23 protein-coding genes and 1 riboswitch are annotated in these 22,129 nt (G+C 72.8%); of the genes, 15 read left to right on the plus strand and 8 right to left on the minus strand.

Going from position 1 to position 22,129, the window contains the following annotated elements; translation table 11 throughout:
* Positions 1 to 206: 206 nt before the first annotated feature.
* The 3 genes from larB to FHG10_RS13860 are packed head-to-tail and all read right to left on the minus strand — an operon-like array spanning position 207 to position 3,318.
* On the minus strand, positions 207 to 983 hold the full coding sequence (larB, locus tag FHG10_RS13850; protein WP_152353921.1) for a nickel pincer cofactor biosynthesis protein LarB: 777 nt from the start codon (positions 981 to 983) through the stop codon (positions 207 to 209).
* The gene (gene larE / locus FHG10_RS13855; RefSeq protein ID WP_406565167.1) at positions 980 to 1,969 is read right to left on the minus strand and encodes an ATP-dependent sacrificial sulfur transferase LarE; all 990 of its coding nucleotides are present in this window, start codon (positions 1,967 to 1,969) and stop codon (positions 980 to 982) included. Before larE ends, larB begins: the two co-directional genes overlap by 4 nt.
* The gene (locus tag FHG10_RS13860) at positions 1,966 to 3,318 is read right to left on the minus strand and encodes a lactate racemase domain-containing protein (RefSeq protein ID WP_152353922.1); all 1,353 of its coding nucleotides are present in this window, start codon (positions 3,316 to 3,318) and stop codon (positions 1,966 to 1,968) included. Before FHG10_RS13860 ends, larE begins: the two co-directional genes overlap by 4 nt.
* 172 nt (positions 3,319 to 3,490) lie before the next feature.
* Between FHG10_RS13860 and FHG10_RS13865 the strand changes: the two genes are divergently transcribed.
* The 8 genes from FHG10_RS13865 to FHG10_RS13900 all read left to right on the plus strand — a co-directional run bounded on the left by FHG10_RS13865 (position 3,491) and on the right by FHG10_RS13900 (position 11,763).
* The gene (locus FHG10_RS13865; RefSeq protein WP_152353923.1) at positions 3,491 to 4,315 is read left to right on the plus strand and encodes a sugar phosphate isomerase/epimerase family protein; all 825 of its coding nucleotides are present in this window, start codon (positions 3,491 to 3,493) and stop codon (positions 4,313 to 4,315) included.
* A gap of 165 nt (positions 4,316 to 4,480) precedes the next feature.
* Positions 4,481 to 5,107 carry an LOG family protein gene (locus FHG10_RS13870; protein WP_152353924.1) on the plus strand — a complete coding sequence of 209 codons (627 nt, stop codon included), beginning with the start codon at positions 4,481 to 4,483 and terminating at the stop codon, positions 5,105 to 5,107.
* A 227-nt stretch (positions 5,108 to 5,334) separates the two neighbouring features.
* The gene (locus FHG10_RS13875; protein ID WP_152353925.1) at positions 5,335 to 6,132 is read left to right on the plus strand and encodes a DUF3472 domain-containing protein; all 798 of its coding nucleotides are present in this window, start codon (positions 5,335 to 5,337) and stop codon (positions 6,130 to 6,132) included.
* A 158-nt stretch (positions 6,133 to 6,290) separates the two neighbouring features.
* The gene (locus tag FHG10_RS13880; protein WP_152353926.1) at positions 6,291 to 6,848 is read left to right on the plus strand and encodes a VOC family protein; all 558 of its coding nucleotides are present in this window, start codon (positions 6,291 to 6,293) and stop codon (positions 6,846 to 6,848) included.
* The gene (locus tag FHG10_RS13885) at positions 6,829 to 7,641 is read left to right on the plus strand and encodes a MerR family transcriptional regulator (RefSeq protein WP_152353927.1); all 813 of its coding nucleotides are present in this window, start codon (positions 6,829 to 6,831) and stop codon (positions 7,639 to 7,641) included. Before FHG10_RS13880 ends, FHG10_RS13885 begins: the two co-directional genes overlap by 20 nt.
* Positions 7,642 to 7,718: 77 nt before the next feature.
* The gene (locus tag FHG10_RS13890) at positions 7,719 to 9,503 is read left to right on the plus strand and encodes a LarC family nickel insertion protein (protein ID WP_152353928.1); all 1,785 of its coding nucleotides are present in this window, start codon (positions 7,719 to 7,721) and stop codon (positions 9,501 to 9,503) included.
* Positions 9,504 to 9,781: 278 nt separating this feature from the next.
* Entirely contained in the window at positions 9,782 to 10,216 is a 435-nt protein-coding gene (locus tag FHG10_RS13895; RefSeq protein WP_152353929.1) for a VOC family protein, read from the plus strand.
* 65 nt (positions 10,217 to 10,281) lie between these two features.
* A complete protein-coding gene (locus tag FHG10_RS13900) occupies positions 10,282 to 11,763 on the plus strand; it encodes an MFS transporter (protein WP_227488262.1) in 1,482 nt (493 codons plus the stop codon).
* A gap of 88 nt (positions 11,764 to 11,851) precedes the next feature.
* On the opposite strand, the gene FHG10_RS13905 is transcribed toward FHG10_RS13900, so the two are convergent.
* Both FHG10_RS13905 and FHG10_RS13910 read right to left on the minus strand, forming a co-directional pair.
* Positions 11,852 to 12,085, minus strand: a complete 234-nt coding sequence (locus FHG10_RS13905) for a hypothetical protein (RefSeq protein WP_152353930.1) — start codon at positions 12,083 to 12,085, stop codon at positions 11,852 to 11,854.
* Between the two features lie 110 nt (positions 12,086 to 12,195).
* The gene (locus FHG10_RS13910; protein ID WP_193636326.1) at positions 12,196 to 12,999 is read right to left on the minus strand and encodes an HAD family hydrolase; all 804 of its coding nucleotides are present in this window, start codon (positions 12,997 to 12,999) and stop codon (positions 12,196 to 12,198) included.
* Between the two features lie 56 nt (positions 13,000 to 13,055).
* Between FHG10_RS13910 and FHG10_RS13915 the strand changes: the two genes are divergently transcribed.
* A complete protein-coding gene (locus FHG10_RS13915) occupies positions 13,056 to 13,592 on the plus strand; it encodes a P-loop NTPase family protein (protein WP_152353932.1) in 537 nt (178 codons plus the stop codon).
* Positions 13,593 to 13,688: 96 nt separating this feature from the next.
* A riboswitch (guanidine-III (ykkC-III) riboswitch) is annotated at positions 13,689 to 13,753 on the plus strand.
* Positions 13,754 to 13,763: 10 nt separating this feature from the next.
* The gene (locus FHG10_RS13920; protein ID WP_152353933.1) at positions 13,764 to 14,078 is read left to right on the plus strand and encodes a DMT family transporter; all 315 of its coding nucleotides are present in this window, start codon (positions 13,764 to 13,766) and stop codon (positions 14,076 to 14,078) included.
* 45 nt (positions 14,079 to 14,123) lie between these two features.
* On the opposite strand, the gene FHG10_RS13925 is transcribed toward FHG10_RS13920, so the two are convergent.
* The gene (locus FHG10_RS13925) at positions 14,124 to 14,816 is read right to left on the minus strand and encodes an alpha/beta hydrolase (protein ID WP_152353934.1); all 693 of its coding nucleotides are present in this window, start codon (positions 14,814 to 14,816) and stop codon (positions 14,124 to 14,126) included.
* Between the two features lie 14 nt (positions 14,817 to 14,830).
* A complete protein-coding gene (locus tag FHG10_RS13930) occupies positions 14,831 to 15,403 on the minus strand; it encodes a TetR/AcrR family transcriptional regulator (RefSeq protein ID WP_152353935.1) in 573 nt (190 codons plus the stop codon).
* A gap of 105 nt (positions 15,404 to 15,508) precedes the next feature.
* Here FHG10_RS13930 and FHG10_RS13935 point away from each other — a divergent pair, with 105 nt between their 5' ends.
* Complete coding sequence (locus FHG10_RS13935) at positions 15,509 to 16,411, plus strand: SDR family oxidoreductase (RefSeq protein WP_152353936.1); 903 nt, start codon at positions 15,509 to 15,511, stop codon at positions 16,409 to 16,411.
* Here the strand turns inward: FHG10_RS13935 and FHG10_RS13940 are convergent.
* A complete protein-coding gene (locus FHG10_RS13940) occupies positions 16,399 to 17,034 on the minus strand; it encodes a TetR/AcrR family transcriptional regulator (protein ID WP_152353937.1) in 636 nt (211 codons plus the stop codon). The two genes, FHG10_RS13935 and FHG10_RS13940, sit on opposite strands and share 13 nt — an antisense overlap.
* A gap of 37 nt (positions 17,035 to 17,071) precedes the next feature.
* Between FHG10_RS13940 and FHG10_RS13945 the strand changes: the two genes are divergently transcribed.
* The 4 genes from FHG10_RS13945 (at position 17,072) to FHG10_RS13960 (ending at position 22,066) form a co-directional block, all read left to right on the plus strand.
* A complete protein-coding gene (locus tag FHG10_RS13945; RefSeq protein WP_152353938.1) occupies positions 17,072 to 18,424 on the plus strand; it encodes an FAD-dependent oxidoreductase in 1,353 nt (450 codons plus the stop codon).
* 144 nt (positions 18,425 to 18,568) lie between these two features.
* On the plus strand, positions 18,569 to 19,375 hold the full coding sequence (locus FHG10_RS13950; protein WP_193636327.1) for a TetR/AcrR family transcriptional regulator: 807 nt from the start codon (positions 18,569 to 18,571) through the stop codon (positions 19,373 to 19,375).
* The gene (locus FHG10_RS13955; RefSeq protein WP_152353940.1) at positions 19,372 to 21,447 is read left to right on the plus strand and encodes an MDR family MFS transporter; all 2,076 of its coding nucleotides are present in this window, start codon (positions 19,372 to 19,374) and stop codon (positions 21,445 to 21,447) included. The genes FHG10_RS13950 and FHG10_RS13955 overlap by 4 nt, the downstream gene beginning before the upstream one ends.
* Positions 21,448 to 21,505: 58 nt before the next feature.
* Positions 21,506 to 22,066: a hypothetical protein gene (locus FHG10_RS13960; protein ID WP_152353941.1), complete on the plus strand. Its 561-nt coding sequence runs from the start codon at positions 21,506 to 21,508 to the stop codon at positions 22,064 to 22,066.
* Positions 22,067 to 22,129: the final 63 nt, after the last annotated feature.

The following is a 22,129-nucleotide window of genomic DNA, read 5'->3' on the forward strand; positions in this document are numbered from 1 at the left end:
GGAACGACGGGTGCGGCGCCGGCCGGGACGGCTCGCGGGGCCCAGCGATGTCACCGTCCGGCGTATACGCGACACTCGTGCCACATATTGCACGGCCTGCTCGCCCGCGCCCCTGCGTGACAGGTGAGGGTGGGCCGGGCCGGCCCGGCCCGGGCCCGCCCGGGCCAGACAGGATCAGACCGCCGCCGACTCAGGCACCGGCCGACTCAGTCCGCGGCGGGATCCGGCCCGGGCGCCCAGCGTGCGATCTGCGCTGCGAGGTGTCCGGCACCGTAGCCGTTGTCGATGTTGACCACGCCGATCCCGGGCGCGCAGCCCGAGAGCATGGTGAGGGCGGCGGTGACCCCGCCGGCGGCCACCCCGTAGCCCACGGACGTGGGCAGCGCGACCACCGGTGCGGCGATCTGGCCTGCGACGACGGTGGGCAGCGCCCCGTCCATGCCGGCGGCGACGATCACGCAGGCTGCCTCGCGGAGCTCGGGCAGTCGCGCCTGCAGACGGTGGAGGCCGGCGATGCCGATATCGGCGATGAGCCGTGCGGGCCGGCCCAGGTGCTGGACCGTCAACAGCGCCTCGCGGGCGACGGGGAGGTCGCTCGTCCCGGCGCAGGCGACGATGACCAGGCCGCCGCTCGGGGCCGGAGGCTGCGCGGGCCATGCGAGCATCCGCGCCTCGGGATCGTGATGGGCAGCGGGCAGGGCAGCGAGGACGGCGCGAGCGCGGTCCCCGTCGGCCCGCGTGAAGAGGATCGGGCCCATCGGCGCGGCACCGTCATCGGAAGCTTGAATCTCGCCACGCTCAGCTATGAGCCGCGCGTACTCGCGGGCGATGGCCGCCACCTGCTCGACCGTCTTCCCGTCGCACAGCACCGCCTCGGGGGCCCCGCGGCGGCGGGCGCGGTCGAGATCCAAGGTCACCAGGCCGTCGATGACCCCGTCGGTCGCACCGGACTCGGCACCGCCCTCGGGACCGGTGCTGCTCACAGGCTCCCCCGGGCGTTGAGGATCTGCAGGGTGAAGGCGCCGGACTGCATGCCGCCGAGGTCCAGGGCGACGTGGCGGAAGCCCGCCTCCTTGCCGGCGCGCTGGAGCTGCTCGCGGATGCCGGGGGCGACGGCGCGCGGGAGCTCGTCGGCCGGGAGCTCGAGGCGCGCGATCTCGCCGTGGTGGCGCACGCGGCAGTCGCTGAACCCGGCGTCGATGAGGGCGGACTCGAGCTGCTCGATCTGGGCGAGCTTCTCGGGCGTGACCTCCTGCCCGTGCGGGATGCGGGAGGCGAGGCAGGGGGCGGCGGGCTTGTCCGCCACGGGCAGCGAGAGCACGCGCGCCACGTCCCTGACCTGGGCCTTCGTCATGCCGATGCGGGCCAGCGGGCGCAGCACGCGGTGCTGGGTCGCGGCCTCGGCGCCGGGCCGGTCGGGGCGCAGGGCGTCGTCGGCGTTCTCTCCGTAGGCGACGGCGTCCAGGCCCAGCTCGCGCGCGACCTCGTCGTCGATCCGGGTGAACAGCTCGTCCTTGCAGTAGAAGCAGCGGTCGACGTCGTTGCGGCGGTACTCCTCGCGCTCGCCCTCGTGGGTCCGGATCTCGACGACCTGGGCGCCGATGAGGTCCGCGACGCGATGGGCGATCGTGCGCTCGCGCGCGGCGAGGGACGGGGAGACGCCCAGCAGCGCCACCACCCGCTCCGGCCCGAGGGCGCGGACGGCGAGCGCGAGCAGCGTCGCGGAGTCGACGCCGCCCGAGTAGGCGACGCCCAGGCGCTCGACGCCCGCGAGGTCTCCGGCGACCGCGTCGGCCAGGCGCAGCGTCTCCCCGCCGAGGGCCTCCGGGGTCATGGATCCGGCCCAGGCATCGCCCCCGTCGACCGACGGGCGGGCGGCAGGACCGGCCGACGGACGGGCGGCGGGCGCGACGGTCGACGCCGACGCGGCGACCGGCGCCGACGGACGGGCGTTGGGCAGCGCGCTCACAGTCCGTCCTTCTCGCTCGCCAGGCGGAACAGGACCTCGCCGGCATGGTCGATGACCAGGGTGCCCGGATCCGCGCGCAGGGCCTCGAAGTCGAGCGAGGCCGGGTCGACGTACTCGACGGCGTACTCGGCGCAGACCTCCGGGGGGATCGACGTCGCGAAGGCGCGGCGCACGCGGTTGCGCTCCTCGCCGGTCTCCGGGTCGTAGGTGCCCAGACCGGTGACGTGCGTGGAGTGCGCGAGCTCGCCCCAGGGGTGGTCCTTGAAGCGGTCCCATTGCTTCGTGAAGTACTCGATGTTGTGGTACCCGATCTCGCGCAGGCCGGGGTGCATGCCGGCGACCTCGGTGATGTGCGGGGCGAAGATGATGACCTCGCCGCCGTCGGCGCACACGGGCTCGGACTTGTAGAAGCCCTTCGCGCCGGTCCAGATGTCCTCGTACATCTCGGGGACGATCGCGACGATGCGCTGGTAGGGCTTCTCGACGTAGGTGATGTGGGTGCGCGCGGAGATCTTCGCCATCGCGGCCCAGGCGGCCTGCGGGTCGCCGAAGGACATGGCGCCCAGGTCCGCGCCGCCCTCGGCGACGTCCATCGCGAAGCAGAGCTTCTCGGTCTCGATGAGGTCGCTCGCGGCGTCGATGAGCTGGCGCACCGGGGTGATGCCGAGGGTGCCGATGATGCGGCTCGCGGTGATCAGCGCCCCCACCCAGTGGGAGATGTCGATGACGTCGTGCACCGAGCAGCCGGGGAAGAAGTACTTGTTGCCGCCGGAGAAGCCGACGACCTCGTGCGGGAAGACGGGGCCGACGATCAGGTCGACGTCGCTCTCGACGACCAGGCGGTTGATCTGGACCCGCATCGGGGTGTCCTCGAGGAGGCCGCCGGTGAGCTCGGAGATGCGCTCGGCGGGGATCTCGCCGAGGTCGGCGATCTGCGTCTCGTCGTGCCAGGCGTGGTTGACGACCTCCCAGCCCGGGTAGGTGCGCTCGGGGTGGCCGGGCTCGGAGCCGAGCAGCCGGCCGATGGCCTCGTCGCTCATCGCTGCGTGGGTGCCCAGCGCGATGAGCACCGTGACGGAGCGGGCGCGGCCGGCGAGGGCGCGATGGATCGCGGGCAGCACCTTCGGGAGGGGCACGGAGCGGGTGCCGTCGGGGATGATCAGGCACACGCTCTTGCCGTCGAGGTCGCTCGCGGCGAGCTGGTCGGCGACGAAGCCGTCGATCTGCTCCTGGGTGAGGATCTCGCCGGGGCCGCCGATCTGCGCGGCCCGTTCGGCCAGCCCCTCGGGGATCGGATGGATGGTGGGCAGCGCTGCCCCGTCCTGCGCGGACGTGCTGGTCTGGCTCATCGCTCCACTATGCGCCGTGGCCTCGGCCGGGACAAGCGCGGGTCCGGCTGTTGCCACCGGCCGACGGGCATCGTCGGCCCGGGCCGGGCGGAAGCAGGACGATGCCCGGCGGGGGCGGCGACCGCGTAGGTTGGGCCGCGCACGAGGACGCGCAGCCGACCCAGGAGCGGACATGACCATCGATTCCACCAAGGCCATCCACACGTGGTCGCTGTTCCGGACCCTCGGGAGCTTCGCGGCGCCGGGGACCATGCCTGCGCTCGAGGGGCGCACCGACGGCGCGGCCGATCCCGTCGCGCTCCTCGATCTGCCGGCTCTGCTCGCCTCCCACGGCTTCCGCAGCGCACAGATCTGCCACTTCTCCCTGCCTTCGACGGACTCCGGCTATCTCGCGGACCTGCGCGGGGCGTTCGCCGACGCGGGCGTCGCCCTCGAGTGCTTCCTGGTGGACCACGGCGACCTCGCCGATCCGGCGGAGGGCGGGCGCTGGCGCGGCTGGATCGACGACTGGATCCGCGTGGCCGAGCAGCTCGGGGCCCCGAAGGTGCGCGTGAGCGCCGGGGACCAGCCGCCCGCCCCCGACACGATCGAGCGCAGCGCGGAATCCCTCCGCGCGCTCGCGGCAGGCCACGACGGGATCCGCGTGCTCGTGGAGAACTGGCAGGGCCTGCTCCTGGACGCGGACTCGACGCTCGAGCTGCTCGACCGCTGCGAGGGAGCGATCGGATTCCTCGCGGACTTCGGCAACTGGAGCGGCCCGGGCAAGTACGAGGACCTCGCCCGCGTGGCACCGCTCGCCGAGGCCTGCCAGGCCAAGGCCGGCTTCACCGAGGACGGTGCGATCGACGCCGAGGACTACCGCTCCTGCCTGCGCATCATGGCCGACGCCGGCTACGGCGGGCCGCTCTCGATCGTCGTGGATCCCCAGAGGCCCGACGTCTTCGCGCGCCTGGACGAGGCGCACGCCCTGATCCGCGCGGAGGCGGGCACGGCCTGAGCCGGAGCGATCAGACGAGCGGCCGGCAGACGTCGGTGAGCTGACCCTCCTCGCTCGCCTGATCGGGCGTGGTCAGGCAGATGTCGTCGGCGTGGCCCGCGAGCGCGCCGTCCGCGCGCGCCCCGAGGGCTGCGCGGATGCGGGCCCGCCCCTAGGCTCCCAGGCATGACCGCAGCGCACGACCAGGACCCCTCGCACCCCTCGTCCTCCGCATCACCCGCCCGGGACATCCGCCGGATCACGGTCTTCACCGGATCGGCCTCGGGCGACTCGCCCGTCTTCGCCGAGCGCACGACGCAGCTCGCCCGCGCCCTCGCGGAGCGCGGCATCGGCGTCGTCTACGGGGGCGGCAAGGTGGGTCTGATGGGCGTGCTGGCCGACGCCGCGCTCGCCGCGGGCGGCACGGTCCACGGGGTGATGCCGCGCGCGCTCGTGGACGGCGAGATCGCGCACGCGGGCCTCACGGACCTCGACGTCGTCGCGGACATGCACGAGCGCAAGCAGCGGATGGGCGAGCTCGCCGATGCCTTCGTCGCCCTCCCCGGCGGTGCGGGCACCCTGGAGGAGCTGTTCGAGGTGTGGACCTGGCAGCAGCTCGGCATCCACGCCAAGCCCGTCGCACTCCTCGACGTGGACGGCTACTGGCGTCCGCTGCTGACGGCGCTCGAGGGCATGAGCGCGCACGGATTCCTCTCCCCGCAGTTCCTCGCCTCGCTCGTCGTCGCCGACACCCCGGGCGACCTGCTGGCGCAGCTCTCGACGTGGACGCCGCCGCGCGCCAAGTGGTCCTGACCCGCGGCATCGCGGATCGGGCGCACCGATTTCGTGATCGACGCCGCAGTGGCATGTGATTCGTTTTACACTCGGTGGCCTGGCGCCGATCCGATGGCGCCCGACGCGTGCGGAGCACTGTCGCAGCCGCAGCCGAGATCCCCTACCCACGGGGCCGGAGGTCGGCGGCCCAGCGGTCTCGCGCCCCGCTCCGCGTGACCCGATCCCGGCCCCCACCAGGAGAGACCATGGCCCCCACGACCACCCGCCGACTCCTCCGCACGATGACCTCGGCCCTCGGTGCCGCGCTGCTCGCCCCCGCCCTCCTCGCGGCGCCAGCGAGCGCCGCCCCCGCCGCGCAGGAGGAGACGCAGCCCTTCGGGGGCAACGTCGGCTACGCCTGGGAGATCCCCGACGCCCCGGCGTCCGGGATGACCAGCCTGACCATGCCCATGACGATCCATCAGGACTCCGACCACATCGACGGCTCCTACGTCGCGGCGCAGTACGCCTTCACCGGGCAGGACCAGGTCGGGTACATGGGCCTGCAGCCGCGCCCCGACTCGAAGAAGGGCAAGACCCGTCTGCACGGCGTGTTCTCGAGCTTCGTCCCCGGGACCACCTCCACGGATCCGAACTGCACGGACGGGGCCGACGGCGGAGCCGGCGTCAGCTGTGCCACGGACTTCACCGCCGTCGCCGGTCGCACGTACGACGTCGAGGTGAAGAAGACCGGCAAGAACACGTGGACCGGCACCGCGATCGACACTGTGAAGGGCAAGCGGTTCCACATCGGCACCTACACCGTGCCCAAGGGCAGCGGGAAGCTCGTGAACAAGCAGATGGGCTTCGTCGAGAACTACTGGAACCATTCGCGCACCTGCGAAGGCGTCCAGCGTATCGACGCCACCGTCGGCCGCCCGCGCACGGGGAGCCTCCAGGGCCGGGCCGACTCCCCCAAGGAGTACGGGGACTGCCTGGACCAGGCGAACTACTCCGCAACGGTGAAGAACGGCCAGGTCCGCATCTCGCGCGGCTGGCTCTGAGCAGGGCGACGGGCCCCGGCCCGGGCGACGGGGGCCCGTCGCGGACGTCGGCTCATCGCCCGGACGCCAGCGGTTCTCAGCCGACGAGCAGGCAGAACGGGTGGCCCTCCGCGTCTTGGCTTGACCCTCACGCTGCGTGAGGGCCGACGGTGGTGGCCATGAACGAGTACTACAACGCCTTCGACGTCAGCCCCGTCCCCGAGCCCGGTCCCGACGCGGTCCCGCCCGAGCTGTTCCGAGGGATCTACGGAATGCCGACGTACGTGACGATCCCGTCGCCCGATCTCGCAGCCTCTGTCGACTTCTGGACCCGAGGACTGGACTTCTTCGAGCTGTTCAGCGTCCCGGGGCAGATCGTGCATCTGCGCCGGTGGGCCTTCCAGGACGTACTCCTCGTACCGGGGGAATCGCCGCCCGCCGCGCGGCCCCCGGCCCTGACCATCGGCTTCTCGTGCGTCCTCGACCAGATCGATGGGCTCGTGGACTCCTGCCGGGCGGCGGACGGGGGATCGGTCAGCGATCCGCGCGACACCCCCTGGGGCACTCGGGACATCGAGGTGATCACGCCGGAGAACGTGCGGATCGTCCTCACCGCGGCGAAGCCCTACGACCCGGACAGCCAGGTGGCGCGGAACCTCGAGGACATGGGCATCCCCGCCCCGGAGTCCCCCGCCCCTGCGTCCGACGGCGAGCAGAATGGGGCTCGTGCTCGATGATGATGACGCCGAGGACCTGACCGTCGGCCGTGCTGCGGCGAGACTCGGCGTGACGGTCAGGACCCTGCACCACTGGGACGAGGTCGGCCTCGCAGGACCCTCCTCGCGGTCGGCTGCGGGCTATCGGCTCTACGACGATGCGGATCTCGAGCGGCTGCGCCGGATCGTCGTGTACCGCGAGCTCGGGCTGGACCTCGAGGCCATTCGGCGCGTCCTCGAGGATCGGTCCACCGACGTCGTCGTGGCGCTGCGCGAGCAGCAGACCCGGCTCGCGCAGCGGATCGCGCGCCTGCGCACGCTCCACGCCGACCTCGAGCACATGATCCGTGCGCACGAGCACGGTCTGCTGCTGAGCGAGGAGGAGCAGACCTCCGCATTCGGCCCCTCGTGGGATCCGCAGTGGCCGGCGGAGGCGCGCCAGAGGTACGGGGAGTCCCATCAGTGGCGCGAGTTCGCCGAGCGCTCCGCCACACGCACCGCAGCCGACTGGCACGAGATCGCCGACGCGACCCGCGCGGTCGACCAGGCCATGGCCGACGCGATGGACGCCGGCGTCGAGCCCGGAAGTCCTGCGGCCGACGCCCTCGTGGAGCGCCACCGCATGGCGTTCTCCCAGTACTTCTCCCTCTCGCGCGAGATGCAGGTGTGCCTCGGCCGGATGTACGAGGCCGATCCCGGATTCGCGGCGCACTACGGGGCAGTGCACGTCGGCCTCGCCCGGTGGCTGCGCCGATCCATCGACGCCTCCGCGCGGTCCCGGGGCATCGATCCCGACACCGCGTCCTGGCAGTGAGGGCCGCGGGACTCGACCAACCCCCGCCGCATCGGGGCTGTGCCCGTCATCTGCGGCACCAACTAGCATCGGACCCCATGAGCGCGCAGCCGGATCTTCCCCCCGAGAGCCCCGCCGACGACGGCCGGGTCGCCTTCATCGATGCGACCGCCGGCATCGCCGGGGACATGCTGCTGGGCGCCCTGGTGGACGCGGGTGCCGACCTCGGCGCGGTCCAGTCCGTGCTCGACGCGCTGATCCCCGATTCCGTGCGCTTCAGCAGGCGCACGGTCGATCGCTGCGGACAGCAGGCCACGAAGGTCGACGTCGAGCTGCTGGTCGAGGATCCGCCGCATCGCACCTGGTCATCGATCCGCACGATGCTCGAGACGGCGCACGCGGAGGGAACGGCCCCGGCCCGCACGCTGGAGCTCGCGCTGGACGCGTTCTCGCGCCTCGCCGATGCCGAGGGCCTCGCCCACGGTCTCCCGCCCGAGCAGATCCACTTCCACGAAGTGGGAGCCCTGGACTCCCTGGCCGACGTGATCGGCGCGTGCGAGGCATGGCGCCAGCTCGGCATCGTCGGCGCCGTCGGCAGCGTGATCGCCGTCGGCTCGGGACGCATCCGCGCAGCGCACGGGGACATCCCGGTGCCGGTGCCCGCGGTGGTGCGTCTCGCGCAGGGGTGGCCGACGGTCGCCGGCGAGCTGCTCCCCGAGCGGGGGCACAGCCACAGCCACGATGACGGGAACGGGCACGCGCACGCGCACGCGCACGGCCATAGTCACGGCCACGAACACGAGCACGTTCCGGGCCCCGGTCACTCCCACGGTCCCGCCGGTCAGGCCGCGCACTCCCACGACCACGACCACGACCACGACCACGACCACGACCACGACCACGGTGGCACGGACGGTCACGAGAACCCCTACGGCCTGCGCCACCTGCCGCACGTGGTGAGCGGGGACGGCATCGGCCACTCCCACTCGATCCAGGAGGCCGTCGTCGCAGGCCACCCGGATCCGCACGCCCAGGATCCAGGCGATCGGGCTCCAGGTTCCTCGGACGCCGAGGACCCCCTCACCGACCACGAGCACGGGACGCCCGATGCTGACCATCAGCACGGGACACCCGGGGACGAGCAGCTCCCCCCGCACGTCGTCGGCGGGCCGCACGCCCACCCGTCGCGCCCGGCGCCCGCGGGTGTCGCTCCCGGCATCGGCGAGCTCGCGACGCCCACCGGGGTCGCGCTCGTGCGGGCGCTCGCCCAGACGGCCGGTCCGCAGCCGGCGCTGATCGTGGACGCCGTGGGCATCGGCGCCGGCACCAAGGACACCTCGGGCCGCCCGAACGTGGTGCGGGTGATGGTGGGCCGCGCCGCCGCGGACGCCGACGCCCATGCGGTCTCGGGCCCGGGCGCCGCCGACGCCCACGCGACCCCTCGAACTGCAGTCCAGCTCGAGGCGAATGTGGATGACCTCGACCCGCGGCTGTGGCCCGGAGTGATCACGAACCTGCTGGAAGCGGGCGCTCTCGACGCCTGGCTGACGCCGATCATCATGAAGCAGGGGCGGCCCGGGATCACGGTCCACGCGCTCGTGCGCGAGGGCGACGAGCAGTCCGCGTCGGCCATGATCATGGACCTCACCGGCAGCCTCGGCGTGCGCAGGTACGGCGTCGACCGCTCGATCCGCGTCCGCTCCTTCGAGGACGTCGACCTCGACGACCGGCGCGTGCGGGTGAAGGTGGCCCGGGACGCCGACGGCCGCGTCGTGCGGCGCGAGCCCGAGTTCCGCGACGTCCAGGCCGCCGCCCGCACGCTGGGGATCTCCGAGCGCGAAGCCCTCGAGAGGGCGCGGGCTGCCGCACTGCGCGAGAACTGACGTCCCCTCACTCGCACTCCCCACGTCCCGCCGCCGAGCCGGCCCCCATCCCCGGCCAGATCACTCGCCGCTGGGCCGATCGATCTGACGTTCGGGTGGGAATGGGGCACGAATTCCCACCCGAACGTCAGATCGACATCCGGTCGACGACAGATCACCGGGGCGAGCTCCGTGCGGTGGCCGCAAGGGCAGCGCAGGCGGGGCCGGTCGAGCGAGGCTACGGCTAGGCTTGCCCGCATCGTCGGCAACGAGCCGGCGACGACGTCGAGGAGGACGCCATGCCCGCAGCACTCCATCCCTACCTGAACTTCGCGGGGAACGCCCGCGAGGCCTTCGAGTTCTACGGCGAGGCGCTCGGCGCGACCCCGCAGTTCGCGACCTTCGGCGAGTTCCACGCCGTGCCCGAGGGCGACCCGAATGCCGACAAGATCATGCACGGGTCCCTCGAGGTCACCGAGCTGATCCGCCTCTACGTCTCCGACACGATCGAGGGCATGGGCCCGCCCTTCCAGCCGGGCAACAACGTGACCCTCTCGCTCATGGGCGATGACGAGCAGGTGCTGCGCAGCGCCTTTGAGAAGCTCTCCGTGGGCGGGACCGTGGCGATGCCGCTCGAGAAGCAGATGTGGGGCGACGTCTACGGCTCCTTCACCGACCGCTTCGGGATCGTGTGGCAGGTCAACATCAGCGCCCCGCAGGAGGCGCAGGGCTGACCCTGCATCATCCGCGGTCGCCGTCGCGCGACTAGCATCGGGCGAGGACCGCTGCACCGGCCCCCGTGATCCCCGGATCGCGGGGGTTCTCGCGTGTCCTCCCGGCCCCCGGTCTCCCGGTCTCCCCTGCCCCTGCGCATCCCGAAGGACTCGCCACGCCCACCGTCGATCCCCACGACCCACCGGACCCCAGCTCCGAGACGCCCGCGCTCGGCGCGACCCCCGGCGCGGACGCCCCGGAGCCCGGCGCCTCCCCGTCCGCGCCGCGCAGCCTCCGTTCGCGCGCCCGCGGACTCTTCGCCGACACCCGCCCTCTGCAGAACCTGCACTTCACACGGCTGTGGCAGGCGAACATCGTCACCGTCATCGGCGCGCAGATCACGATCATCACCGTGCCCGCGCAGCTGTGGTCCCTCACCGGCAGCTCGCTGTACGTGGGGCTGACGGGCCTGTTCGGCCTGGTGCCGCTCGTGGTCCTGGGCCTGTGGGGCGGGGCGATCGCCGACGCCTTCGACCGTCGCAAGATCCTGCTGGTCACGACGCTCGGCCTCATTCTCACCAGCGCTCTCTTCGCCGCGCAGGCCATGCTGCAGGTGAAGAACGTCTGGGTGATCCTCGGGATCTTCGCGGCGCAGCAGGCCTTCTTCGCGGTCAACCAGCCGGCCCGCACGGCACTGATCCCCTCGCTCGTGCCTCGCGAGCAGCTGCCCGCCGCCAACGCCCTGAACATGACCGTCGGCCAGTTCGGCGCGATCGCCGGACCGCTCGTCGGCGGTGCCCTGCTGCCCTTCCTGGGCTTCTCGCTGCTCTACCTGATCGACACCGTGTGCCTGCTGGCGACCCTGTGGGCGGTGCTGCGCCTGCCGGCGCTGCGACCCGAGGGAGCGATCTCCCGACCGGGTCTGCGCAGCATCCTCGACGGCTTCGTCTACACCTGGAAGCACAAGATCCTGCTGGTCAGCTTCGCCGTCGACCTCATCGCCATGGTGTTCGGCATGCCCCGCGCGCTCTACCCGCAGCTCGCGGACCAGAGCTTCGGCGGGCCCGCGCAGGGCGGCATGGAGTTCGCGGCGCTCTCGGTCGCGATGGCGCTCGGCGCCCTGCTGGGCGGGATCTTCTCCGGCTGGCTGGGCCGCGTGCACCGGGTCGGCCTCGCCGTGCTGATCGCCGTGGGCGCCTGGGGCCTGGTGGTCATGGGCTTCGGCGGCGCGACCTGGGTCGCGGACGGTCGGGCCATGCCCTGGATCGCCGTCGCCGTGGCCTTCATGGCCGCCGGCGGCATCGCCGACATGATCTCGATGGTCTTCCGCCAGACCATGCTGCAGGGCGCCGCCTCCGACGCCGTGCGCGGGCGCCTCCAGGGCGTGTTCCTGGTGGTCGTCGCGGGCGGCCCGCGCTTCGCCGACGTCGCCCACGGGGCCGCGGCCGACGTGCTCGGCGCACCGCTCACGGTGGTCCTCGGCGGCGCGCTCGTGGTGGTCGGCGTCGTCGCCTGCGGAGTGCTCGTCCCGCAGTTCACCAGGTACCGGGTGCCCCAGGGCTGGTGAGGCCCCGACGGGGGGCCGACGGGCTCAGCGTCCCACCGCCGCCGTGACCGGCGACCGGCCGCCGCCATGTCCGGCGGTCGCCCGCCGCTCACTCGGCCGGCTGGATCACCTGGTCCCAGTGCTCGAGCAGGTGCGTGAGCGCCGCCTTCGCGGTGCCGAGCTCGTCCGCGCTCGCATCGGGCGCCGAGAGCACGTGCATGTCCTCGTCGCCGACCACGACCACGAAGGCGAAGCGCTCGGGCGCCTCGTGCAGCGCCTCGTCGATCCTGTCGATGACCTGCGGTCGCAAGTGGTCGTGGTCGTGGTCGGGGGTGTCTGTCACGGGAGAACTCCTGTCGTTCGTCGTCCGCCCACGGGGCGAGGGGCTGGATCGTCCGTGCTCGAGGATCGCACGCGGGGCCCCGGACGCTCCGGCGAGCGCTCACGCCACCCTCATCGGACCCGACCGACCAGATCGCCCAGCCCCGAGATCCGGTCCCCATCGCCGGCGGCGTCGCCGCGACGATCCAGGTGCAGGGCCTGCAGCCCCGCATCACGTGCACCGCCGAGGTCGTGCACCGGGTTGTCGCCGACGTGGAGCACCTCGGCCGGATCGAGGTCGAGCGCCCGGCAGACCGTGAGATAGCTGGCGGGATCGGGCTTCGCGGCCCCGAACCTCTCGCTGGTCCAGACGCCGACGACGAGGTCGCGGAGCCCCAGGTCCCGCATCTTCTTCTGCTGTCGCCGCTCGGGCCCGTTGGTGAGCACGGCGATCGGGACGCCCCGTCCGCAGAGCGCCCGCAGCGTGGGGAGAGCGTCGTCGAAGGCCGTCCACTCCTCCTCGTAGAGGGCGAGGAAGCGGTCGTAGAGGGCGTCGCACTCCTCCGCGCCCGGCCGGCGGGGACTGTCGGTCAGACGAAGGCTGTCGATCCGGCGTTGCCTGTCGGGCCGACCGGGCGGGTCGATCCGGCGGGGGCTGCCGGGCCGACGGGCATCCTCCGTGCCCAGATCCGCCAGCAGGTGCCGGACTCGCTCGCGGCGGTACTCGGCCCGGTCGAGCTCACCGGCACGCCGACGCGCCGTGAGCTCCTCGGCCGTCTGCTCCCAGGCGTCGGCGATGTGCTCGCTGGGAACCGCCCCGAGCTCCCTGACCAGCAGACCGAGCCCCCGCCGTGCCGAGGTGCGATGGTCGAACAGGGTGTCGTCGAGGTCGAGGATCACTGGCCCGGTTCCCGCCCACCGGCTCCACCGCCTCACGTCGTCGTCCGACGATCCTCGCAGACGCCGCCCCCGCCGTGCGCCAGACTGGCCCCATGCACCGCTGCCGCCTCCATGTCCTCGGCGCGAGCGGCTCGGGGACCACGACGCTGGGCCGCGCCCTGGCCGACGCCTGGGCCGTCCCCCACGCCGACGCCGACGACTACTTCTGGGTGCCCACCGACCCTCCGTTCACCACGAAGCGCCCGCCGGCCGATCGCCTCGCCCTCATGGAGCAGATGTTCGCGCCGCGTGAGGCGTGGGTGCTCTCGGGAGCGATGACCGGATGGGGAGAGCGCATCGTGGAGCGCTGCGACGCGATCGTGTTCCTGACGCTCGATGCAGACGTCCGCATGTCCCGCCTGCACGCGCGCGAGGCGCTGCGCCGCGAGGGCGGGCCCATGGACGACGCCGCATGGCACGACTTCCGCGACTGGGCCCGCTCCTACGACGATCCGGCGTTCGACGGACGCAGCCGGCACCAGCACGAGGCCTGGCTCGCCGCCCGCACACAGCCGATCCTGCGCCTGGACGCCGCCCACAGCGTCCCGGACCTGCGCGACGCGGTGCTCGCGTGGGATCCGGCGGGCTGACGACCGGCCCGTCGGACGCACCCGCGCCGACCCGTCGGACGCGCCCCTGGTGACGCATCTGCCCTTGCCGCCGCACCTCCCGCGTGCGAATCTGATAGCGGATCCGACGACAGGATCCCCGGACGAGGGTGCCGTACCCGGACAGCGACAAGACGGCCGAAGGAGGCCATCATGTCGTGGATCGTCCTCGTGCTCTCGGGTCTGATGGAGGCCGTCTGGGCCACCGCCCTGGGCCGCACCGAAGGGTTCAGCCGGCTCACCCCGAGCATCGTGTTCTTCGTCGGGCTGCTGCTGAGCATGTCCGGCCTGGCCTACGCGATGCGCGATCTGCCCACGGGCACCGCCTACGCCGTGTGGGTGGGCATCGGCGCGACCGCGACGGTGATCTATGCGTTCGCCACGGGGGCCGAGGCCGCGTCAGCCATGAAGGTGCTGTTCCTGGCGATGATCATCGGCGGCGTGATCGGCCTGAAGGTGAGCAGCTGAGGCCCTGCGGGCCGGGAGGGACTGAGCGCCCTCGGCCGCGCGTCCTCAGTCGCGCGCCTCCTCCGCGAGGCGCGAGCGGACGAAGGCGGCCACTGCGCCGAGCACCTGCTCGTCGATGCCGTGGCCGAGGGCGGGCGAGAACTCCTCGGTCAGCCGCGTGTGCTCGCGCAGCCATTCCCTGACCTGCGCGTTCATCGCGTCGTCGAAGAGGGGGTCCTGCCCTCCGTGTCCCCAGAGCGCGGGCACCTCGCGCGCGGCGAGCGCCGCGTCGCCCGGGAGATCAGCGGGGAACGGGGCGCTGGAGAGCACGACCACCCAGTCGAGGGCCTCGGCATGCCGGCGCAGCAGCTGCAGGGCGAGCACGCCGCCCTGCGAGAAGCCGATCGCACCGATGACCCGTCCCGGGACGGAGCTGCGCACCCACTCCTCGACCGCGGCGGCGGACTCCTCGAGCAGGCCGAGGTCCTCCGCCACCAGCGGCGGAGGCGCCAGCCACCCGAAGCCCGGTCCGCAGGCCAGCACCCCGCGCAGGGAGGCGAGGACGACGCCTCCCGGGAGCATCGGTGCGAGCGAGATCAGGTCCTCCTCGTTGCTGCCCAGTCCGTGCAGCAGCAGCACCACGCGGTCCTGAGGGCCCGGCGAGTGCGGGAAGCAGCGCACGGCGCCCTCGTCGATCCGGGCTCGGTCCTGGCCGATGCCCTCGACGGGCGGGAAGCCGAAGGGGTTGGGTCTGGTCATGGCTGCTCCTCGTGTCACCCGACGTCGGGAAGGGCGGCGCGCAGGGCGCCGAGCTCGTCGCGCAGCGCGTCGGCGAAGGAGTCGGCGCCGTCGCCGTCGGTCCAGGCGGCGTAGGCGTTCTTGAAGGCGAGCAGGCCGATCTCGGCGGCGATCGACGCCGTGCGCGGAGCGATGCCGCGCGCCTCGAGCGCCTGTGCGGTCTCGGCGGCGAGCCCCACGTGCTTGAGCTGGTCGCGCTCGCGCAGCTCGGCGCTCGCTGCGATCACCGCGCGCAGCTGCGGTCCGATCTCGCGCCGCTCCGGCGTCATCACCTCGCTCGCGCGCAGGAGGCCCGACTCCACGGCGGCGAGAGCGCCCGAGCCGTCCGGCGCCTCGGCGACGCCCTCGCGCAGCAGCTGCGAGAGGGCACCCTGCCCGGCGGCGAGCACGTCGCGCTTGTCGCCGAAGTGCCGGAAGAAGGTGCTGCGTGTGAGCTCGGCGGCCTCGGCGATCTGGGCCACGGTGGTCGCGTCGTACCCCTGCTCGGAGAACAGGCGCAGCGCGGCGGCGACCAGGCGCTCGCGGGCATCGGGCTTCCAGCGGGGCATAGGAAGGGACTCTATCGGTCGCAGACCCCATGCGATATCTATCGCATCGGGTGTACGGTGACGGGACACATGTCGCATCGGGCGGCATCGTCGGGAGGTCCCACCATGAAGGTCTTCGTCACCGGAGCCACCGGATTCATCGGTTCCGCCGTCGTCCCCGAGCTCATCTCCGCCGGTCACGAGGTCGTGGGCCTCGCGCGCTCCGACGCCTCCGCCGACCGTCTGCGCGGCATGGGGGCGGGCGCCCTGCCCGGCGATCTCTCCGATCCCGACGCGCTGCGCCGCGGCGCCTCCGAGGCCGACGCCGTCATCCACCTCGCCTTCAGCAACGACTTCACGGCCTTCGAGGCCGGTGCCCAGCAGGAGGCCGAGGCCGTGCGCGCCATCGGCGAGGCCCTCGCCGAGAAGACAGGTCCGTCCGGCGGGGCCGGCCCCGCCCTCGTCTTCGCCTCCGGGACGCCCGCCGTCCCCGGGCGCGCCTCGACCGAGGAGGACCCCTTCCCCGACGAGGGCCACACGGGCGGACGCGCGGGCACCGCCCAGTACGCGATGGGCCTCGCCGAGCGCGGCGTCCGCCCCGTCGCCGTGCGGCTCCCGCGCTCGGTGCACCAGGCGCACGTCCGCTACGGCTTCGCCTCCATGCTCATCGATGCCGCCCGCCGCAGCGGCGTCTCGGGGTACGTGGGCGACGGATCCCAGCGCTGGCCGGCGGTGCACGTGCTGGATGCGGCACGGCTGTTCCGCCTCGCGCTCGAGCGGGCCGAGCCGGGCTTCCAGGCCCACGCCGTGGCCGACGAGGGCGATTCGATGCTCGAGATCGCGACCGCGATCGGCGAGGTCCTGGACGTGCCGGTGCGCGGCGTCGACCCGGAGTCCTTCGGCTTCCTGGGCAGCGTCTTCGCGGTCGACCAGCCCTCGCGCAGCGAGCGCACCCGCACCGCTCTGGGCTGGGAGCCGAGCCGCCCGAGCCTGCTCGAGGACCTGCGCGCCGGCGGCTACCCCTCCTGAGGGCGGGAACCGGTCCCGGGGCGGTGGCGCCCCGGGACCGGGTGCTCGAGCGCGAGCCGGAGCGCAGGGGCCACGGCCCGCACGACCTCCGGCCTGCTCATGCTCGCGATCGGCTCGATGCCCAGCACGCAGCGCGTCATGAACATCCCGCTCATGATCGCGGCGGCGGCAGCGGTGCGGCCCCGCGCATCCCGTCCGCCGATCGCCTCCTCGAGACGACCGGCGAGGCGGGATCCCAGGTACTCGCGCACGACGCGCTCCGCGTCGGCATCGGCGAGCGCCGTGCGGACCATGCGCCGGAACGTCGTTGCCACGTCGGGCCGGTCCCAGAGCTCGAGGGCTGTGGCGAGAAGGGCGGTCGCGAGGTCCCTCGGATGCTGGGCGATCACGTGCTCGACCACCTCCCCGGGCGCGACGGCCATCTCGAGCACCGCGCGCAGCAGCCTCTCCTTGGAGCCGAACCAGTAATTCACCATCGCGTGGTCCACGCCGGCGTCGCGCGCGATCGCGCGCACCGTCGCGGCCTCGTAGCCATGCTCGAAGAATGAGGTCCTGGCTGCGAGGATGATCCGCTCGCGCGTGGTCGACGGGCCCGTCGGCCGCCCCCTCCTCGAATTCACCATGGTGGCATCATGCGCCTCCGGGGATCAGCCTGGGGCCATGCGCACCCCACCCGCTCCGGCGCCGCCGCGGACCCTCACCACCGACGTCTGCGTGGTCGGCGGCGGACCGGCGGGGCTCATGGCCGGATACCTGCTCGCCCGGCAGGGCGTCGAGGTGACGGTGCTCGAGAAGCACCCGGACTTCCACCGGGACTTCCGCGGCGACACGATCCACCCTTCGACCCTCGAGCTGCTCGGCGAGCTGGGCCTGCTCGAGGACTTCCTCGACCTCCCCCATGACGAGATGCGTCGCGCCGAGGTCTCCTTCGGCTCCGCCCGCCGCACGGTCGCCGACCTCTCGCGCCTGCCCACCCGCTGCCGCTTCATGGTCTTCGTCCAGCAGTGGGACTTCCTGGACTTCCTCGCCCGCACCGCCGAGACCCTGCCCACCTTCCGCCTGGTCCGCGAGACCGAGGTGACCGGCCTGATCACGGCACCGATCGAGGGGGATCCCGGGTCCGCGCGCATCAGCGGCAGGGCGCGCGCGGGCAGGCGGAGCGCCGGCCGGCGGGTCACAGGTGTGCACGCCCGCTCCGCGCGGGACGGCGACGCCCTCGAGATCCGCGCACGCCTGGTCCTCGGGGCCGACGGCCGCTCCTCGCTGATGCGCGCAGCGACCGGGCTGCCGCTGCGCACCACCGGCGCCCCGATCGACGTGCTGTGGATGCGGATTCCCCGCCGACCGGACGAGGACCTGCCGCTGTTCACGGGCGGAGCGGGCGTGCTCGTGCTCATCGATCGCGGCGAGTACTGGCAGGCGGCCTTCGCGGTCCCGCACGGGACGATCGCGCGGATCCGCGTGCGCGGCATCGGCTTCCTGCATCGCCGCCTGGCCCTCGCCCGACCGGAGCTCGAGGACCGCGTGGCCTCGCTGACCTGGAACGATGTGCATCCGCTGGCGGTGCGCGTGGACCATCTGACGCGCTGGCACGTGCCCGGGCTGCTGTGCATCGGGGACGCGGCGCACGCCATGTCCCCCGTCGGCGGCGTCGGCATCAACCTCGCGATCCAGGACGCGGTCGCCGCGGCCCGGATGCTCGGCCCGATCCTGGCGCCGAGAGCGGCGGGGCCCCACCGGCCGGCAGGAAGCCGCGCTCCCACCTCCCGCGAGCTCGATGCCGTGCGGCGTCGCCGGCTCTGGCCTGCTCTGCTCACGCAGCGGATCCAGGCGGGCGCCGCGAGCGGAGCCTTCCCGCGCACCCTCGACGAGGTCGCCACGGGTGAGCCGCTCGTGCTGCGGCTCGTCGGCGCGCTGCCGCTCCTACGGCACGTGACCGGCCGGTTCATCGGCGTGGGCGTGCGCCCGGAGCACGCGACGCGGCTCGCTCCCCCCGAGCGTCGCCTCCGCTGACAGGGCACCCGTGACCCACCAGACATCGTGCACTCTATGCAAACGTGCACTCGGTGCATACTCTGGATCTCGTCGTCGGCAGACAGCCCGCGCACAGTCGCGGCGCCCCGTCGGCCGTCATCGAAACGATCCAGGAGAGGTGCGATGTCCCCGGCAGACACCCTGAACCCCGGCAGCCGCGAGACCGCGTCCTCGACGAGCACCGAGCCGTCGGATGCTGCATCGTCGAGCGCCGCGACGTCGGATGCTGCACCGTCGAGCGCCGCGGCGTCGGGCGCCGCATCGTCGGGCCCGAAGAGGCCGGGCCTGCGCGAGCGCAAGCGCCGGGAGCTGCGCGGCCGCATCCAGCGGGCGGCCTTCGACCTCATGCTGGAGCACGGCTTCGCCGATGTGACCGTCGAGATGATCTGCGAGTCCGCGGAGGTCTCGCGCCGCACCTTCTTCAACTACTTCGGCTCGAAGGAGGTCGTCGTCATCGGCGGCGATCCGGGCCCGATCCCCGACCGGCTCCAGGACCGCTTCGTCGAGGGCACCGGAAGCATCCTCGTGGATCTTGCCCGGATGCTCCTGGCGATGATGACCACGAAGCCGCGCGACGTGGACCCCGCGATGTGGCGATCCCGGCTCGAGCTGATCCGCAGCGACGCCACGCTCGCCAAGGCCCTCGCCGACAAGGTCGCCGCGAAGAACCACGACCTCGAAGAGCTCGTCGCCCGCAGGATCCGCCTGCGCTACGGCGCCTCCGGCACCCCGCCCGGAGGAGACGGCGCCCCGGGCGGCCCCGCGGTCGACGCGCTCATCGCCCGTCAGACCGGCTTCATCGTCGCCATGTGGTGGGGCATCGCCCGCTACGCCATCCAGACCTCCGTCGGGAACCCCGACATCGATGACCGCGAGCTCATCGAGTCCCTCCTCGACACACTGACCCTCATCCAGGAAGCAGAGCTATGACTGCCACCCAGACCGCCGCCCCCGCGGCGCACGGAGCGCACGGCCAGCCGGCCGCCCCGAGCGCGCCCTCCGGCACGGCTCCGTCCACCAAACTCGTGCCGCTGTTCGCGGGCCTTCTCATCGCGATGTTCATCGCGGCACTCGACCAGACCATCTTCTCCACCGCCCTGCCCACGATCGTGGGCGACCTCGACGGCGTCGACCAGATGCTGTGGGTGACCACGGCGTACCTGCTGGCCTCGACGATCATGATGCCGATCTACGGCAAGCTCGGTGACCTCATCGGCCGCAAGCCCCTGCTGATCTTCGCGCTGTCCGTGTTCGTCGCCGGCTCCCTCGTGGGCGCCGTCGCCGGGAACATGGGCGTGCTGATCACCGGCCGCGCCATCCAGGGCATCGGCGGCGGCGGCCTCATGCTGCTCGCCCAGGCGATCATCGCCGACGTCGTCCCCGCCCGTGAGCGCGGCAAGTACATGGGCGTCATGGGCGCCGTGTTCGGGCTGTCCTCCGTGGTGGGCCCGCTGCTGGGCGGCTGGTTCACCGAGTCGCTCAGCTGGCGCTGGGGCTTCTGGCTGAACATCCCGCTGGGCGCGATCGCGATCCTGGCCGCCGTGTTCTTCCTGAAGCTGCCCAAGAAGTCGCAGCGCGCCCGCCTGGACGTGTTCGGCATCCTCACCATGGCGATCGCCGTGACCTCGCTGATCCTCGCGACCTCGTGGGGCGGCAACACCTACGAGTGGGTCTCCTGGCAGATCATCCTGCTCTTCGTCTCCACAGCCGTGTTCGGCGCCCTGTTCGTGCTCGCCGAGCGCTACGCCGCCGAGCCGATCATCCCGCTGCACCTGTTCCGCAAGCGCAACTTCGTGCTCACCACCATCGCCGCCCTGGTGATCGCGATCGCGATGTTCGGCGCGATCGGCTACATGCCCACCTACCTGCAGATGTCCACCGGCGTCTCCGCCACGGAGTCCGGTCTGATGCTGCTGCCGATGGTCGGCGGGCTGCTGATCACCTCGATCGCCTCGGGCCAGATCGTCTCGCGGACCGGCCGCTACAAGTGGGCGCCGATCCTCTCGATGCTGGTCGCCGCACTCGGCGTGTTCCTGCTGTCCACCATGACGACCGACACCGCGACCTGGGTGATCATGTCCCACATGTTCGTGCTCGGCGCGGGCCTGGGCATCGGCATGCAGAACCTCGTGCTGATCGTGCAGAACACCTTCCCCGCGGCCGAGGTCGGCACCGCGACCGCCTCGAACAACTTCTTCCGGCAGATCGGCGCCTCCCTGGGCTCGGCCGTCGTGGGCTCGGTGTTCACGAGCCGGCTGACGGACCTGCTCAGCGAGCGCATGCCCGCGCAGGCGGCCCAGCAGATGGGCGGCAGCGGGGACACCAACTCCCTGACGCCGGCCGTCGTGGACAAGCTGCCCCAGCAGATCCAGGACATCGTGGTGGGCGCCTACACCGACGCCCTCACGCCGATCTTCCTGTGGCTGGTGCCGCTGCTCGGCGTCGCCTTCGTGATCGTCTTCTTCATCAAGGAGGTCCCGCTGGCCACGACCGTGGGCGCCTCCGGGATGACCGAGGGCGAGGCCGGTGCGGCGAGCGCACCCGGCACCGGGTTCCTCGCGACCGGTGCGCCGACGAACGGCCTCCCGGCCGGCGGCGCCGCGCTCGCGTCCCGCACCGAGCGCGAGGACGATCTGCGGCTGGGCCTCGTGCTCTCCCTCGTCATCCAGCGCGCCCATCGCGCCGACGAGGACTCCGAGCTCACGCGGGCCCTCGCCCACCTCGCCGGGGACCGACCCGGCAGCACCGCCGAGCGCGCCGACTTCGCCGTGCGCTCGCTGGTCACGCCGGCGGCCATCGCCCTGCTGCGCGGGGCCGGGGCCGACGTCGACGCCGCCGACCCCTCCCGGGGTCGCCACCGCGCGCCGCACGCCGCCGATCTCGAAGGCACCGATGCGGCCGACCCCGAGCGCGAGCACGGGCACGGGCACGAGAGCCACGACCCCCACCGGGCCGACGGCAGCGCGCCCCTCATGTCCCCGCACCTCGCCGCCCAGTCCTGAGCGGCCCCCGACACACCTCGCCGTCCCGTCCGGGACGGCCCCCGAAAGGACAGATCTGATGACTCGTCGACTGATCGGAGCGATCGCCTCGCTCCTCGCCATGATGGCCGGGCTCTGGCTCGTGCTCTCCCCCTTCGCCCTGGGCTTCCAGAAGAAGGACGCCGACTGGACCGACGCGACCCTCACCGACGTCTGGACCGGCCTCCCGCTGGCCCTCGTCGGCCTGATCGGCGTGATCGTTTTCGCGGCCGCACTCAGCAAGCACATGGTCCAGGCCGGGTTCGTCACCCCGCGCCCCGCGCCCCAGCAGGCGCAGTACGGGCAGCAGGATCCCGCCCAGCAGTACGGCCAGCAGCAGTACGGCCAGCAGCCCTACGCACAGCAGGCGTACGCACAGCAGGCGTACCCGCAGCAGGGCGCCCAGGCGGCCCCCGCCTCGGAGCGCTCCCGCGAGATGGATGCGATGCTCGAGCCGCTGATCGCGGCCCTCGCCCGCGACATCGAGCGCGAGGAGCACACCGCCTCCACCGCCGCGGAGACGCCGCACCACCGCGAGTACGGCCGCGCCGCCGTCGGCACCGACACCGGTGCCCAGGCCGCCGTCCCCGCCGAGCGCTGAGCGCTCCCCCGTATCCAGCGCTCCGGCGCGCGCATCCCGCGCACGCAGCCAGCGCATTCTCGC

The sequence above is a fragment of the Brachybacterium subflavum genome (genome assembly GCF_009299795.1).
GTDB lineage: Bacteria > Actinomycetota > Actinomycetes > Actinomycetales > Dermabacteraceae > Brachybacterium > Brachybacterium subflavum.

Coding starts and splice junctions, on each gene's coding strand:
- FHG10_RS13860 (WP_152353922.1), bottom strand. CDS start 3,318: ATGAGCCAGACCAGCACGTCCGCGCAGGACGGGGCAGCGCTGCCCACC.
- FHG10_RS13865 (WP_152353923.1), top strand. CDS start 3,491: ATGACCATCGATTCCACCAAGGCCATCCACACGTGGTCGCTGTTCCGG.
- FHG10_RS13870 (WP_152353924.1), top strand. CDS start 4,481: ATGACCGCAGCGCACGACCAGGACCCCTCGCACCCCTCGTCCTCCGCA.
- FHG10_RS13875 (WP_152353925.1), top strand. CDS start 5,335: ATGGCCCCCACGACCACCCGCCGACTCCTCCGCACGATGACCTCGGCC.
- FHG10_RS13880 (WP_152353926.1), top strand. CDS start 6,291: ATGAACGAGTACTACAACGCCTTCGACGTCAGCCCCGTCCCCGAGCCC.
- FHG10_RS13885 (WP_152353927.1), top strand. CDS start 6,829: ATGGGGCTCGTGCTCGATGATGATGACGCCGAGGACCTGACCGTCGGC.
- FHG10_RS13890 (WP_152353928.1), top strand. CDS start 7,719: ATGAGCGCGCAGCCGGATCTTCCCCCCGAGAGCCCCGCCGACGACGGC.
- FHG10_RS13895 (WP_152353929.1), top strand. CDS start 9,782: ATGCCCGCAGCACTCCATCCCTACCTGAACTTCGCGGGGAACGCCCGC.
- FHG10_RS13915 (WP_152353932.1), top strand. CDS start 13,056: ATGCACCGCTGCCGCCTCCATGTCCTCGGCGCGAGCGGCTCGGGGACC.
- FHG10_RS13920 (WP_152353933.1), top strand. CDS start 13,764: ATGTCGTGGATCGTCCTCGTGCTCTCGGGTCTGATGGAGGCCGTCTGG.
- FHG10_RS13925 (WP_152353934.1), bottom strand. CDS start 14,816: ATGACCAGACCCAACCCCTTCGGCTTCCCGCCCGTCGAGGGCATCGGC.
- FHG10_RS13930 (WP_152353935.1), bottom strand. CDS start 15,403: ATGCCCCGCTGGAAGCCCGATGCCCGCGAGCGCCTGGTCGCCGCCGCG.
- FHG10_RS13935 (WP_152353936.1), top strand. CDS start 15,509: ATGAAGGTCTTCGTCACCGGAGCCACCGGATTCATCGGTTCCGCCGTC.
- FHG10_RS13940 (WP_152353937.1), bottom strand. CDS start 17,034: ATGGTGAATTCGAGGAGGGGGCGGCCGACGGGCCCGTCGACCACGCGC.
- FHG10_RS13945 (WP_152353938.1), top strand. CDS start 17,072: ATGCGCACCCCACCCGCTCCGGCGCCGCCGCGGACCCTCACCACCGAC.
- FHG10_RS13950 (WP_193636327.1), top strand. CDS start 18,569: ATGTCCCCGGCAGACACCCTGAACCCCGGCAGCCGCGAGACCGCGTCC.
- FHG10_RS13955 (WP_152353940.1), top strand. CDS start 19,372: ATGACTGCCACCCAGACCGCCGCCCCCGCGGCGCACGGAGCGCACGGC.
- FHG10_RS13960 (WP_152353941.1), top strand. CDS start 21,506: ATGACTCGTCGACTGATCGGAGCGATCGCCTCGCTCCTCGCCATGATG.